Below are 14,299 nucleotides of genomic sequence, written 5' to 3' on the forward strand. Positions count from 1 at the left end.
GCGGCCGTGCAGGCGGTAGGCGAGCGGGATGTTGTAGATGGCCCGGCCCGGCTCCAGGCGGTCGAGCAGCCACAGGCGCTGTTGCGCGTAAGAGGCCGCGAACTCGTATTTCGCTTCGCTCTCGTTCACCTTCGTTACCCCCATTTTTTCGATGTTGATCCGAGCTTCACCCAGACATCACTTGCCTGAGAATGATCTGACTTCGGTGGCATTCGACCGGGCAGCGCGGCCTTCCTGACGTCAAGCGGTGAGGAAGGAAGGCCGGCGAAACCGACAGCACAGGCAGGCGGACGCCAGCCGTGCCCGATTCGTTAGGATCGGGAGAAGAACCCCCTTCGCTTCAGCGTGTAGGGTAATGAGTGTCTTTGTCCCGGGGCGGTGAGTCCAATGCGGGAGGCGATCACCGAGCCAGGGGCAGGCCGCGCGGAAGGCGACGGCCTGCCCCAGCCCGCTTCATTCGGACCTCAGCGCGCGCATGGGATCTACCCGGGTTGCCCTTAGGGCTGGCAGCGAGGCCGCGACCAGCGAGACGACCACGAGAAAAATTGCGGTGAAGGCGAATACCACAGGGTCTGCGGGATTAACCTTGAACAGGTAGGATGCCAGCAGCCGTGTGGAAACATATGCCACCACCAGCCCGATTACAATTCCTATGCCGGCGAGCCTGACTGCCTGGCCGGTCACCAGCAGGAGGATATTCCTTCGCGACGCTCCCAGAGCCAGACGTATGCCAATCTCTTGCGTGCGCTCGATGACTGAGTAAGACATCACCCCATACGTTCCTATGGCGGCCAGTAGTAGCGCCAGCCCGCCAAGCACGGAGAAGATGAGCAGGATGAACCGGCGCTTGGCTAACGAGGTATCCAGGAAGTTCTCCATGGTGGAGAGATTGGCGACCGGCAGTTTATCGTCTATTCCCGCCACCATCGATTTGATCGGGCCGCTCAGACTAGCCGGCGTTGCCGACGTGCGTGCGACGATGACCAGAAACCGCGCAGGGCTTTGGGCCAGCGGTATATAGAACGCCATATCGTCTGCATCGTCGAGGGCGGCGCGTTTGACATCGCCGACCAGGCCGACGACCTCATAAGGAGGGCCGTTGGCTGAGAAGACCAACCGCTTGCCGACCGGGCTCTCATCGGGCCACACCTTGCGGGCCATCGTTTGACTGACGACCAGAACCGGCTGCGCGTTCTCGCCGTCGGCTTGACTGAAATCACGCCCGGCGATCAGCGGTATCTGCATGGTTTGCAGGTAACCGGGGCTGATTCGCCGGCACTGAGCGAAGGTCTTCTGCTCCGCCTTATAGACATGGCCCTCCTGGACGAACCCCCACCAGTCACTGATCCCGCTGCCGCCCAGAGGCAGCGTTGTGCAGAGGGCGGCTGATTGCGTTCCGGGCAGGGATTCAAGCCGGCTGACGAGCTGATCGTAGAACAACTTTCTTGATTCGGGCTTGGGGTATCGAGAGTTCGGCAGTGACACGGTTGCCGTGACGACCTGCTCCTGGTTGAAGCCGGGCTTGATCGAGATCAGGAGGTAAAAGCTGCGCACTAGTAAGCCGGCCCCGATCAGCACCACAAGCGAGAGCGCCAGTTCGGTCATGACAAGTAGGCTGCGCACCCGTGCGCTGCTCCGGCTTCCCTTAATCCCGCGCCCGAATTCCTTGAGCATCCCGTTGGAATCCGTCTTTGATAACCGCAGCGCCGGCGTCAGCCCGAAGATCAGTACGCTGACGAGCGATAACAAGACCGTGAAGGCGATCACGCTGCCGTTCACGCCGGTCTCGTTGAGGCGGGGGATATCGCCGGGATTCATCATGATCAGGAACTTGATGGCCAGAGAGGCCAAGAGCAAAGCGAGCCCGCCGCCGAGCGTAGCCAGCAGGAGGCACTCGGTCAGGATCTGGCGCAGCAGCCGCTTGCGGCTCGCCCCGAGGGCCGAGCGAATGGCAATCTCCTGCGCGCGCGCCGCGGCCTTGGCCAGCATCAGGTTGGCGACGTTGGCGCATGCGATCAACAAGACCAGCCCGACGGCGGCAAATAGGATCATCAGGATTAAGTTGATGTCGCCGATGATCGTCTCTTTCAGAGACTCGACCCGCGCCCCGACCTCGCGGTTGGTGTCCGGGTACATCTGCGTGAGGCTCGCGCTCAGCGCATTGATTTCGCTGTCAGCCTGCTTGACCGAGACGCCCGCTTTCAAACGGCCAATCACCGGCAGGTGACGAGAGTCGCGCGGCTCGTCTTTGGCGGGCCATGCGAACCACATCTGGGCGGGGCCGACCAGCGTATTGAACTGGTCCGGGACAACGCCGACGATTCTGGTGTTGTAATCATCAATGACCAGTAGCTGCCCCAGCACATTGGGGTCAGCGCCGAACTGCCGTCGCCAATACCCCTCTCCGAGTATCACGACGCGGTTGTCGCCACTGTGCCCATCCTCTTCGGGCAAAAAGGCCCGTCCGATGATCGGCTTGACCCCCAGCAGATCAAAGAAACTCGCCGAAACGTCAGCCGTCTTCAGTTTATCCGGCCCGTTCGGCCCGATTACCGCATTCTCGCCGGCGCTGTAAACGGCTATCTCGGCAAAGCTCTGCGCGTTCTTCTGCCAGTCTTGGAGGTCCTTCCAGGAGGTGACGCCAATCTTGCCGGCCTGATTATAGGAAAATATTCTCACCAGTTCGTCGGGGTTCTCGAAGGGCAAGGGCCGCATCAGCACGGCATGGACGGCGCTGAAGATGGCCGAATTAGCGCCGATGCCAAAGCCTAACGTGATCACCGTCAGGAAGGTGAAGAGTCGGTTCTTGGCAAGCACGCGCACACCATAGCGCAGGTCCTGAAGAATGGTTTCCATCTTGGTCTCCTCCCGCCGCGCGGCGACGCCCGGCTGCCGCGGCGCGACGACGTCGCCGCGCGCATGCCGGCGCGCACGGGCGGCCCTTTAAAGCTAATTAACTGACTATACCACACCGGCCAGCAGCCGACTAAGCGCTGCTAAGCCGCTTACGAGGTGCCGACCGGATGCCCTTTTATTGCCCCTTTTTCTTGTGACACTGTAAAACCATGAAGCCATTCCAAAACGTCGGGTGGCGGTTCTGGCAGGTCACTTCGTCGAGGAGGATGTCGTAATCATTCGCGCTTTGCGAGATGAAATCGAGCGTCGCGCTTTTCGGCTCGGTCCAGTTCGTGTCATCGACGAAGACCAGGCAGCCGTCGGCGAAGAAAGGCTCGGCCACCTGCAAGCCTTCGTACTGGTTTGCATAGCTGTGCTCGCCGTCATAGAGGTATGCCCCGATCTGCCCGCGGTGGAATTGACGAAAATAATCTCTGTAATCCATATCATAAAAAGAGTGGCGGCGGCTCTTGTGCTGGTTGAACCGTTCTAGAAAGGCTTTGCGCGGCCCGCCGAATTGGGAGAAGTTGTCTATCCCGACGCAGGTCTTCTCCGGGTTGTCTATCATGCCGGATAACAGGGTGAAGCCGTTCCACACGCCGACGTTGACATAGGCCAGATCATCCGGCATCAATGACACCGCCTTGTTAATGATGGCGCCGATGGCAAACGTCGACATACGGGGAATGCTGAGCAGGTGGCCGAGCCTCCTGATCCTCTCGCGGTCGCCGCCGGGGATCTCTGTATTCATCACCTCCAGCTCGCCCGTCGATTGGGCCGAAGTGATGTACCGCTTCACCCAGGCGTTGGTTTTGATGAAGTCAGCCACCGGCACGTCGGGCTGAAGAATCTTGAAAGCGATCTGATTGATGTATTCGGCGTACTCCATATTCCCTCCACAATCGGCGGCGGTCTCCCGCGCCTGTGCGATGCGTATTTACGCTTAGCTGCTGACGACTTGAAAGGTTGGTTCGGCTAGGCCGCCGCGCCGGCCCGCGCTTTCCGCGCGTCGGCCGCCACGAAGGCATGGATTTCGCCGAAGACAGGGTAAAAGTCAGGGTAGGTCCCCTCATCGACGAGGTGCTCAAAGGTAGCGTCGAGCTGCTGCCCTTCGGGAAACTCGGGCAGCGGCCAATGGATGACGACTTCATTCAGACCGTCGCGCACCAGGGCCTCGCCGACCGTGATCTGCCAGCTCTGCCAGTCGCGGGTGACGGCAAGCTCGCCGAGCGGCGTACCGTTCACTTCAACGGCAATGTCGCCTTCGGCCCGACCGCCGCGCGGCAGCCTGCAAGTCAGGCGCAGCCCGACCGGACAGTCCGATTCGCCGACAAAGATGAACCGCGAGGTCTGCCCGTAGGCTTTATAATAATCACTGCGCATGCGCAGCAGCGGGCTTAGCCCCTGCACGGCAAAAGCCCACATCAACTCTCTCGGCTGCCGCGCCGCCGAGCAGTAGTAATAATCGAGCAGGTTATTGTCTTTGCGCGCGACGCTGTGTTCCTGCTGCTGCAATTTCTCCAGCCGCCCTCGGTCCACGCCGAGTCTTCGGGCGGCGCGCTCAATGGCATTGAGAAATACCTCGTCGAGCAGGTGTTTGCTGTATTGGACCGTATAGAACTGGATTAGTCCGGCCCCCAGCTTGGCGAATTGTTCTGCCGAACGGCTCATCAACATGGGCGGTCGCCGTGTCTGGAGCTCACTGAAGGTGGTGATCATCTGCGCCACCTTCGGCGAGTGATCCACCGCCCGCTGACAGAAATGATCGACCAGGTCGCCGGACTGCCACCAGTGCGCGTTATGCACCGCGGCCAGGAAAGCCGCTTCGGCTTCGACGTCGGCGGGCGGGGCGATGCGTCTGTCGGCCAGGGCGCTCCAGTGCGGTGCCGCCCCGGTCAGCCTTTGCAGCAGGCGCGCGGCGGTGGCCGACATGGCCAGGCGAATCCCGTCGCTGGTCAGATGGCAATGATCGACGAAGAGCCGGCGGTCCGGCAATTCGCCCTTCAGGTATTCATTGAATGCCAGGGGTAAATCGACGATCTCGCTGCCGCGCTTTCCGGCTTCTTCGCGCAGCGTTTCCTGCACGACCGTGTAGGACCTTGAAGGCACGTATCCCGTGTTGTCCCAGATCAACGCGTCCCGCGCCCGCTCCAGGTGATGCCTTTCCGCCTGCCGGTCTCCTGCCCGACGGCTGCATTCGGCGAGCAGGTACAAGCCGGCGACACAGACGCCCTGGTCAAGCTCGACCATCTTTTCAGCCGTCGCCCGCGCCGCCGCCGTGTCGCCATTTTGCAGAGCCTGGCGCGATTGCTGCCACAGCGCCAGCCAGTCCCGGTTCGCGCCTGCCTGGAGATAAGGCGCATTGGTTTCCGGGTCGCGCCAATCGCCGAGGTTAAATTCCGGGACGATCCAGAAAAACGGGATGCCTCTGGATTGATAAAGCGACGCGACCGCCTCAACCAGATTTTGAATCTCTCGTTGCAGCCGCTCTTCGGCGAAACGCTTCAAGCCGGCGACCCCCGCCTGCCGCGCCACCGTCGATACGGAGCGCCGGTAATCCGGGTCATTGACGGAGGCTGAAAAACCAAGCCCCCAGTTGTTTCCGGCAAAGATCACCACCGCGTCCGGTTCGAGCACGAGCGCCGATTCGGCCAGTTCCAGCAGTTGGTCTTGCAGAAGGCTCAACCGCGCCAGGTCAATGACCTCGACGCCGGTTTCGGGGAAATAGGGCTTAAGGATCTGTTCAAGGACCTTGGCCGGCGTAAAGAGCGGGTCATAGAGGTAGCCGCGAGCGACCGACTCGCCGATCAGGACGATGCGCCGCTTTGCGCCCTTCGTCTCGATCCTCCCCTCATTCGCCCACATGTTCCACTCGTTCGCACGCTCCAGGCTGCGCGCGAAGTAGGATTTGCCATCCTTTGACTTGCGCTCCCAGATTCCTATACGATCCGAGGCTCGCGCCGGCTGCCGGCTGTCGGCCTCCGGCTGGGCGCACGCACAGGCCGGCCCTGCGAACAGGCCGGTCAGTTGTAGCAGGCGCAGCAGGTGCGAACGGTCGTCCGAGCTGGCCAGTTGCGCCAGGTGATTGGCAAAAGGTTTTAATAGTTCCGGTGGGCGGTTCATGCCGCGTGCCTCCTCAAAGTAAGGTGTAGACGAGGTGGCTGATGGCCTCGTCCGGGTTCGCCTTTCTCGCCATCCCGCCTTGCGCCTGGAGCTTCCACAATGGCGGAATACTCGCCCGCTCAATGATGAAGTCCTCGATCACGAGAATGTCGATCTTCGATCTCACGAAGCACATGATCGCATCGACCGGGCTACAAACGATTGGCTCGCCCCGCATGTTGAAGGACGTGTTGAGCAGGATGGGGCAGCCTGTGCGACGATGGAACTCTTCGAGCAAGGCCGCGAATCGCGGATTGACCTCGGGCGCGACGGTCTGCACGCGCGCCGACCCATCAACGTGCTCGATGGCCGGCAGGTCGAGCGCCGATTTCACCTGACAGGTTTCCAGCATGAACGGCGACGGGTGGTCAAGCTCGAAGTGTTCGGCCTTGCGTGATTCCAGCACGGCCGGCGCGAATGGGCGAAAGGCTTCGCGCATCTTCACCAGCGCGTTGATGCGGTCGCGCATATCGGGCCGCCGCGGGTCGGCCAGAATCGAGCGGCCCCCCAGCGCCCGCGGCCCGAACTCCATGCGTCCCTGGAACCAGCCGATCACCTTCCCCTTAGCGAGGTGCTCGGTCGTCGCCCGAATCAACTCTTTCTCCCTGCCCCTGTAGTCTTCGTAGCGGGCCGGCGTGCTCTGCAAAAACTCATGGACCTCCGACCCCGAAAAGCTGGGGCCGAGGTAGACGTGTTCAAGCCGCTTGCGCGCCGGCCTTTCGCCCGTCAGGCGCGCATGGGCCAGGGCGGCCGCCCCCAGTGCGCCGCCCGCGTCGCCGGCAGCGGGTTGCACGAACAATCTTTTGAACGGGCCATCCTTGAGGAGTCGCCGATTGGCGACACAGTTCAAAGCGACGCCGCCTGCCATGCAGAGATTCTCACTGGGAACCTGGCGGTAGAGATAGCGGGCCTTCTCTAGCAGTATCTCTTCCAGGATGAACTGGGCGCTGCGGGCGACGTCCTGGTGGAACTGGCTGATCTCGGACTCTGGCTCGCGCGGCGGCTGTCCGAGCAGAGCGGCGAGCGGCTCCGCGTACATGAAGTCTTCGTTCAGAAAAGCGAAGTACTTCATGTTCAGGCGGTACTGACCGGTCGGCAGCAATTCCACCAGTTCGCGGATTTGATCGGCGTAGATGGGTTTGCCATACGGCGCTAGCCCCATCACTTTGTACTCGCCGTCGTTGACCTCGAATCCTAGATAGCTGGTGATGGCGCTGTAGAAGAACCCCAGAGAATCGGGGAAATCTACTTGCTCAAGGCGCTCGATCCGGCTGCCCTCGCCGAAGCCATAAGTGGTCGTCGGCCAGTCGCCGACGCCATCAACGGTCAGGATAGCCGCCTCTTCAAACCCCGAGAAATAGAAGCTGCTGGCGGCGTGGGAAAGGTGATGATCGAAAATCTCGATAGGCCCGTCGTAGCCCAGTAGCTGGCGGATCGCCTGCTGCGGTTTGAGTCGGGCGAGGCGATCAAGTATCGCCTCGCGCCGGGCCGCCGATGGCCTCGGCCCCAGCCCCATCCATATCTGTCTGCCCAGCTTCTGGCAGGGGTCTTCGTAATAAGCCAGACAGTCTACGTCGGCGATGGTGATTCCGGCCTGCTCCAGACAGTATCGGAATGCCCGCCTGGGAAACGACCTGTCATGCTTAAGCCGCGAAAACCGCTCTTCCTGGGCGGCGGCGACTAGCGCGCCATCCTGCATCAGGCAACAGGCCGAATCGTGGTAGCCGGCTGAGATGCCGATAATATTCATCGCGCGGCTCTGCGCCGCTCGCCCCGCCGCGGGCGCCGAGCCAGGTCGGGAAACGCTCGAACTGATTTTCTGAATTGAATGATTCATGTTGACTCCAAAGCGGAAGCCGGAAACAGGCGACCCACAAGAGCGGGGCCAGGGGTCATCAAGCCCCGGGGCTTACAACAGGGCGGCGCACCCTTACTCAACCTCCAGCCTTTCTATCAGCGTCTCTTCGATCAAGAGCGCCAGGCCGGCGATAGTAGGCTCCTCAAACACATTGCGTACAGAGAGGTTCACGTTGAATGCCTGGTTGATGCGGTTGATGACCCTGACCGCCTTGATGGAATGGCCGCCGAGGTGGAAGAAGTTATCGAAGATGCCGACCTGCTTGCCATTAAACATGTCGGCCCATATCTCGGCCAGCCTCCTTTCGATGGGGGTGTCCGGGGCCACCCATTCTTCGCCATCCGAAGGCGGCAATCCCGTCGGCGCCGGCAAGGCGAGGCGGTCGAGTTTGCCGTTCGGCGTCAGCGGCAAGGACTCCAGCATCACGAAGGCCGCCGGCCTCATGTAATCCGGCAGGCGCTCGCCCAGGAACTGACTCAGTTCCGCGCTGGTCGGCACCGGCTGCCGGGCGGCAACCACATAGGCAACCAGTTGTTTGTCGCCGGGCCGGTCTTCGCGCGCCACGGCGACCGCCTGTTGCACGTCGGGGTGGCGGCTCAGCATCACTTCGATTTCTGCCAGTTCAATGCGGTAGCCGCGGATCTTTACCTGATGATCCAGGCGGCCTCTGTATTCAATATTACCGTCCGGGCGATAGCAGGCCAGGTCGCCGGTCTTATACAGCCGTGCGCCGGGGGTCGAGGAGTAAGGGTCAGGGATAAAAACTTCCGCCGTTCGCGACGGCTCATCAAGGTAGCCCCTGCCGACGCCTTTGCCGCCGACGTAAAGCTCTCCCGGCACGCCTATGGGTACAGGCGATGGCGAGGCGTCCAGCACGTACAACCGGGTGTTGCGCACGGGCCGGCCTATCGCCATGTGGAGGACCTCGCCGGCAGGCGGGGTGGCGATGGCATAGTGGGTCACGTCGTCTGAACATTCGGTCGGGCCATAAGCATTCAGCAGCGGGCGGTCGGGGTAAAGGCTCAACCACCTGGCGCAGATTTGCGGCGCGACCGCCTCGCCGGTGACCAGGAGCCAGCGCAGCGCGGCCAGGCTGGGGCGGGCGGCTGCCTCCTCAATCTCGTCCAGGGCCGCCCCCACTAACGAGGGCACCGCTTCAAGGACGGTGGCCGCTTCGCGCTCGACGACAGCCAGCAGGCGCAAAGGGGCATGAGCGGCCTCGTCGTCGATGATGCACACACGCCCGCCGACCATTAAGGCCGCGAGAAATTGCCACACCGATATGTCGAACCGCTCGGATGCGTTTTGGACAACCGTGTCAGTCGCGGTCAGGCACAAGTCGCTGACCTTGGCGCGCAAGTGATTGACCAGGCCGGCCTGCTCGACCATGGCCCCTTTCGGCGTGCCGGTCGAGCCTGAGGTGAATATGACGTAGGCGCGGTTTCGCGGGCCGCCAGCCGCCGGGAAAGCGTCCGCCGGAATCTCCCGCTGCGTGGGCGTAGTCACCGGCAGCAAAGCTGGGCGCTCCTCCGCGGCCATGTCCGCGAGCGTCCGCGCGATTTCCGGCGCGGCTTCGTCTGTGGTCAGAATCACGCTGGCCCGGCTTCGGCGCAGAATTTCTTGCAGTCGCATAGAGGGGTCGGCAGGGTCAAGCGGCAGATAAGCCGCGCCGACCTTGAAGACCGCCAGCATAGCCGTCAGGAAATCGATGCCGCGCCCTGTCGCTACGCCCACCATGCCTTCCAGCCCGACCCCGTACGATTGCAGATGACAGGCCAGGTGATTGGCCCGGCGATGCAGTTCGCCATAGCTCACCTGCTCGTCCCGGCAGACGACCGCGATGGCGTCGGGGGTGCGTTCCGCCTGGGCAGCGAACAGGGGCAAAAAAGTCTCTCCCTCATCGTCCACGGCATGCGAATCATTCCACTCGGTGAGCAGTTGATGGCGGCAGGCCGGCGGCAACAGGTCGACCGCCGCCATCGGCTGATCGGGACGACTGACAACCGCTTCCACGAACATGCGGAAATGGCGTAACAGCCTGGCTATGGTCGTCGCGTTGAAGAGGTTCGAGTTATACCAGACGCGGGCCTGCATCTGATCGCCGATCTCATGAACGTAAAAGGCCAGGTCGTAATCGAGGTGGACGCCACGGTTCTCCGGCAGCCATTCCTGGCCCGGCAAAGCGGCGCTGTGGCTCGCGTCAGGCGATGATGGATGCTCCCGATCCAAGGCCGTGAGGCGAGAAAATCCCTCCATCGCCATCCCGAACAGCTCGCCTGTCCCGGTGCCCGATTGGGCCGGCCCCATGCCGAACTTGATTCGGAAAGGCGGCCCCGATCCGAGGTCCGCGCTGGCTCGTAAGGCTTCGACCATCTCTGCAAACGGGTAATCCGCGTGACTGTAGGCGGCCAGCGTCGTGCGGCGGACGGCCCTGATCAAATCGCGGAAGGTCGTGCAGCCGCGCAGCTGAGTACGCATGATCAAGGTGTTGAAAAAGGGGCCGATCAGCCCTTCGCATTCCGAGCGGTTGCGCGTCGAAAAGAGGGTGCCGACGCGAATGTCATCCAGCCCCGTTTGACGGGAAAGCATCCCTTTCAGCCCGGCCAGCAACGTCATAAACAGCGTCGCGCCTTCTTCGTGGGCCAATCTCTTGAGCGCCGCCGTCAAGGTGGCCGCGAGTTGCGTCCTCTGCCAGGCACCCAGGAAAGGCTGCCCCGTCCGCGGGCGGTCCGTCGGCAATTCCAGCTCAGGGCAACTGCCGCCGAGCGTCTCCCGCCAGTATGCAAGATGCGCCGCCGCCTCTTCGCCCTGCATCCACCGCTGGTGCCAGAGGGCAATATCACCACACTGAACCGGCAGCTCGACCAAAGGCGAAGGCGCGCCCTTGACGAAGGCTTTATATAAGCCTTCGCGCTCCGTCATGAAGACGGCGGCCGACCCCGCGTCAAAGACGATGTGATGGACCGTGTGCAGAAGCACCAGCTCATCGTGGTCCAGACTCAGAAACGTCATGCGCAGCGGACATTCTTTCTGTAGGTCGAACCGGCGCAGCTTTTCCTGCATGCCAAGCCGCGTGGCCTGCTTCCAGCGTTCAACCGGCGACAGGCCGCGCAGGTCAACCAGCGGCACGCTCAGCAGCTCCGCCGGGGTGATGGCCTGCACGGGCTCCCCGCCGACGGCGGGAAAGCTGGTGCGCAATATCTCATGCCGCCGCACGGTCTCGTTCAGCGCCTGTTCCAGCGCAGCCAGATTGACCTTGCCCTTGAAGGGCCAGGACCCCGGCAGGTTGTAGAACGGCATTTCCGGTTGCAAGTGGCTGATCAGCCACACGCCTTGTTGGCTCGGCAAGAGCGGAATAACCGTTTCGGATGCTTCCCTGCGCGGAATGAGCGGGGGGCGTTCGGTCGGCTTCTTTTTTTCTTTGAGCCGACGGGCAAGCATCGCGAGTTTGGCCGGCGACAGGCCGGCAATTCGGCTGGCTGCGTCTTCTGTTCTATTCATCTCAGGCTTTCTCGACTCCACGATTCGACTCCTCTTCTGTTGTCACTCACGCATGAGAAGCCCCATGCGCGGCAGGTTATCGAGCCGACAGCGCAGGCCGGCGATGCTGATAATCGCTCAGGATGTTTTCGACGGTGCGGACGCCGATGCCGGAGTCTTCGACCTCGCGGAAGGTCCGACTCATCGCCGCCACCCGCGCCTTGTACTGGCCGCCGCCGCTCAGCTCCTCCAGCAGCCGCCGCACCTGCCCGACCGACCCGTCGCTGATGTCGCCGCGCAGCCCCAGCCCGTGATGCACCACCCGCGCCGCGTTGTGCGGCTGGTCCCAGCGGCACGGGAAGACGATCATCGGCACGGCGAAGAAGATGCACTCCTTGACCGCACCCATGCCGCCATGCGTGATCATCACTGCCGCCCGCTCCAGCAGCTTCAGTTGCGGTGCCCAGTTGACCACCAGCACGTTGTCGGGCAGCGGATTAAAATGCGTCGCCTTCAAATGCGTGCCTACCGCCAGCACCAACTGCCACTCTGGCCTTTCGCCGACCGCCTCGATGATCGCACCGAACAGCGCCTCGCTCTGCTCGTACTGATAGGGCTGACTGCCGAATGAGCAGTAGATGAGCGGGCGGCTGTCATCCAGCTTCTCCCAGGGGAAGTCGTAGGCTTCCCTGCGCCCCAATTCGATGGACGCTTCGATGTAGTGACGGTGAGGTTTTGTTGCGGACGGAAAGTCGAACGCTTTGGGACACAGAAATAGTTCAGGCAGTCCGCTGTGGGCCGCCTTGCTAGTTTCAACGGCACCGAGCGGAGCGAGGTCGATCAGCGTCACCGAAAGGATGGCGGTGGGCAAGCCGAATTTTTTGACGGTCAGCGCCGCCAGGTCGCGCAGCTTAAAATCAATGATCATGAGATCGGGAGCCCCGTCGGCTAGCAATCCCGCGAACTCCTTCTCCATCTCTTTGAAGAGATCGAAGGCGGCGTCCTTGCTTTCGGCTGCCTCCCAGAGAAGCAGGCTCAGATTATCCAGGTCCCGCTCGGCCTTCTCACTCGCACGCCGTTTCAGGTAGCCCCTGGGGCACCGTTTCTCAAAGATGGGCCTGTACTCCACCCCCTGAGAGCGGACATAATCCTCGAAGTCTGGCAGACCAATGTAGTAGACGCGATGGCCCCTTTGTTTCAAGCTCCGGGCGAGCTTCAGCGGAGGATTCAGGTGCCCGAATTCAGGATGCGGAAAGAAAGTGATCGTAGCCATGCTTTCCTTATTCTCGGTCCCCGCGGTTACGCCCTAGGGGCTGCAAGCCGCGGCCCGGCGGACGAGTGGGCCTGGATTCAGCCGGAGGTCATAGGGCCGGCGGCCGCCGTGCGGCGCTGCCCGCCTGGCCTGAAAGATGGTCCTGCGTCTGGTCTGGCGCGGCTGCTTCGCGGGCGCGTTGGCCCTGAAGGTCAGCCATTAGCTGCTCCACCGTTCGGACGCCGATGCCGGAGTCTTCGATGTCGCGGAAGGTGCGGCTCATCGCTTCGACCCGCCGCCTGAACGACACGTCGCCCATCACCGCGTCGAGCATTCTCTGAATGTCGCGGACAGATGCGCCGTGACTATTCCCGCGCAGGCCGATGCCGTGGTGGGCGACTCTTGCCGCGTGGTAGGGCTGATCCCAGTTGCCGGGGAAGACGACCATCGGCACGGCGAAGAAGATGCACTCCTTGACCGCCCCCAGGCCGCCGTGCGTGATCATCACCGCCGCCCGCTCCAGCAGCTTCAGTTGCGGTGCCCAGTTCACTACCAGCACGTTGTCGGGCAGCGGCGCGAACGCTTCCGCCTTCAGGTAAGGCCCGACCGCCAGCACCAACTGCCACTGCGGCCTCTCGCCGACCGCCTCGATGATCGCACCGAACAGCGCCTCGCTCTGCTTGTACTGATGGCACTGGCTGCCGAACGAGCAGTAGATGAGCGGGCGGCTGTCGTCGAGCTTCTCCCAAGGAAACGCGCTGAATTCTTTCCTTTCGACTTCGATTGAAGCTTCAAGGTAATGGTAATTTTCTTTCATCGGCGAGTGCACAAAATCGAACTCTTTCGGACACAGAATGATGGCCGGCAGCTTCTCTGGCGGCGGCGTCCGACCGCGCTCGGCCAGAGCGACCCGCGCCTCCTCGAAGTGTAGCGAAAGGCGAACTGTCGGGACGCCGAGGTGATGAGCGACGCTTGCCGCCAGATCACGCAGCATATTATCGACCAGGAACAGGTCCGGCGGAACGGCCTGGAAGACCTGCGCAACCTCCTCCTCGAATGCCGCCAGCGGGTCCAGAGCAATCCGGTCCTGGCGTGCCCTGGCCTCCATAAACAGTAGGCTCAGTCGGTCGGTCTTCATGCTGGCCTGCTTGTCGGCCTTCGCCGCCAGGTAGCCTTTCGGGTAGCGGTCCTTAAAGATAGAGATGTAGTCAAGCCCCTGCGCGCGCACGTAGTCTTCAAAGTCCGAGAACCCGATGTAATAAACTCGGTGGCCGCGTTGTTGTAGCGACTTTGCCAGTTTAAGGGGAGGGTTCATATGCCCGAACTCAGGGACCGGCATAAACAGGATGTTTGCCATAAAAGCCTCGACGGAAGAAAGGAGCGCCACGAGCCGAGTGAGCAGACGGCACGACCACAGCGGTCAGGAGACTGAAAGTGAATGGCGTCGCCCCATAGGCGCTGCCGGCGGGCTTGATGAGTTTGGGAAATCCCGCATGATTCGCTCAAGAATCCGGACGCCGATGCCGGAGTCTTCGATGTCACGGAAGGTGCGGCTCATCGCCTCGACCCGCCGCTTGAACGACGCCTCGCCCGCCACCGCCTCGATCAGCCCGCCGACCTGCGCCGCCGTCACCTGCTTGATGTTGCCGCGC

The 14,299-nt window shown here is 62.1% G+C and carries 8 protein-coding genes; all 8 read right to left on the minus strand.

Going from position 1 to position 14,299, the window contains the following annotated elements; genetic code table 11:
* Window positions 1-453: 453 nt before the first annotated feature.
* Window positions 454-2,856 (minus strand): ABC transporter permease, encoded by a 2,403-nt coding sequence (locus tag VJ464_02810; GenBank protein ID HKQ04036.1) that lies wholly within the window; start codon window positions 2,854-2,856, stop codon window positions 454-456.
* Window positions 2,857-3,031: 175 nt separating this feature from the next.
* On the minus strand, window positions 3,032-3,784 hold the full coding sequence (locus VJ464_02815; protein ID HKQ04037.1) for a class I SAM-dependent methyltransferase: 753 nt from the start codon (window positions 3,782-3,784) through the stop codon (window positions 3,032-3,034).
* A gap of 86 nt (window positions 3,785-3,870) precedes the next feature.
* On the minus strand, window positions 3,871-6,018 hold the full coding sequence (locus tag VJ464_02820) for a hypothetical protein (protein HKQ04038.1): 2,148 nt from the start codon (window positions 6,016-6,018) through the stop codon (window positions 3,871-3,873).
* A gap of 13 nt (window positions 6,019-6,031) precedes the next feature.
* A complete protein-coding gene (locus tag VJ464_02825) occupies window positions 6,032-7,894 on the minus strand; it encodes a carbamoyltransferase (protein HKQ04039.1) in 1,863 nt (620 codons plus the stop codon).
* 93 nt (window positions 7,895-7,987) lie between these two features.
* Window positions 7,988-11,416: an amino acid adenylation domain-containing protein gene (locus VJ464_02830; GenBank protein HKQ04040.1), complete on the minus strand. Its 3,429-nt coding sequence runs from the start codon at window positions 11,414-11,416 to the stop codon at window positions 7,988-7,990.
* 76 nt (window positions 11,417-11,492) lie between these two features.
* Window positions 11,493-12,668 carry a nucleotide disphospho-sugar-binding domain-containing protein gene (locus VJ464_02835; GenBank protein ID HKQ04041.1) on the minus strand — a complete coding sequence of 392 codons (1,176 nt, stop codon included), beginning with the start codon at window positions 12,666-12,668 and terminating at the stop codon, window positions 11,493-11,495.
* 88 nt (window positions 12,669-12,756) lie between these two features.
* On the minus strand, window positions 12,757-14,004 hold the full coding sequence (locus VJ464_02840; GenBank protein ID HKQ04042.1) for a glycosyltransferase: 1,248 nt from the start codon (window positions 14,002-14,004) through the stop codon (window positions 12,757-12,759).
* Window positions 14,005-14,067: 63 nt separating this feature from the next.
* A partial coding sequence (locus VJ464_02845) for a hypothetical protein (GenBank protein HKQ04043.1) occupies window positions 14,068-14,299 on the minus strand: 232 nt, incomplete at its 5' end.

The organism is Blastocatellia bacterium (assembly GCA_035275065.1).
Taxonomy (GTDB): domain Bacteria; phylum Acidobacteriota; class Blastocatellia; order UBA7656; family UBA7656; genus DATENM01.

Bases quoted from the DNA above. Each gene is read 5' to 3' on its own strand.
- VJ464_02825 (HKQ04039.1), bottom strand. From the start codon at position 7,894: ATGAATCATTCAATTCAGAAAATCAGTTCGAGCGTTTCCCGACCTGGC.
- VJ464_02810 (HKQ04036.1), bottom strand. From the start codon at position 2,856: ATGGAAACCATTCTTCAGGACCTGCGCTATGGTGTGCGCGTGCTTGCC.
- VJ464_02840 (HKQ04042.1), bottom strand. From the start codon at position 14,004: ATGGCAAACATCCTGTTTATGCCGGTCCCTGAGTTCGGGCATATGAAC.
- VJ464_02830 (HKQ04040.1), bottom strand. From the start codon at position 11,416: ATGAATAGAACAGAAGACGCAGCCAGCCGAATTGCCGGCCTGTCGCCG.
- VJ464_02835 (HKQ04041.1), bottom strand. From the start codon at position 12,668: ATGGCTACGATCACTTTCTTTCCGCATCCTGAATTCGGGCACCTGAAT.
- VJ464_02820 (HKQ04038.1), bottom strand. From the start codon at position 6,018: ATGAACCGCCCACCGGAACTATTAAAACCTTTTGCCAATCACCTGGCG.
- VJ464_02815 (HKQ04037.1), bottom strand. From the start codon at position 3,784: ATGGAGTACGCCGAATACATCAATCAGATCGCTTTCAAGATTCTTCAG.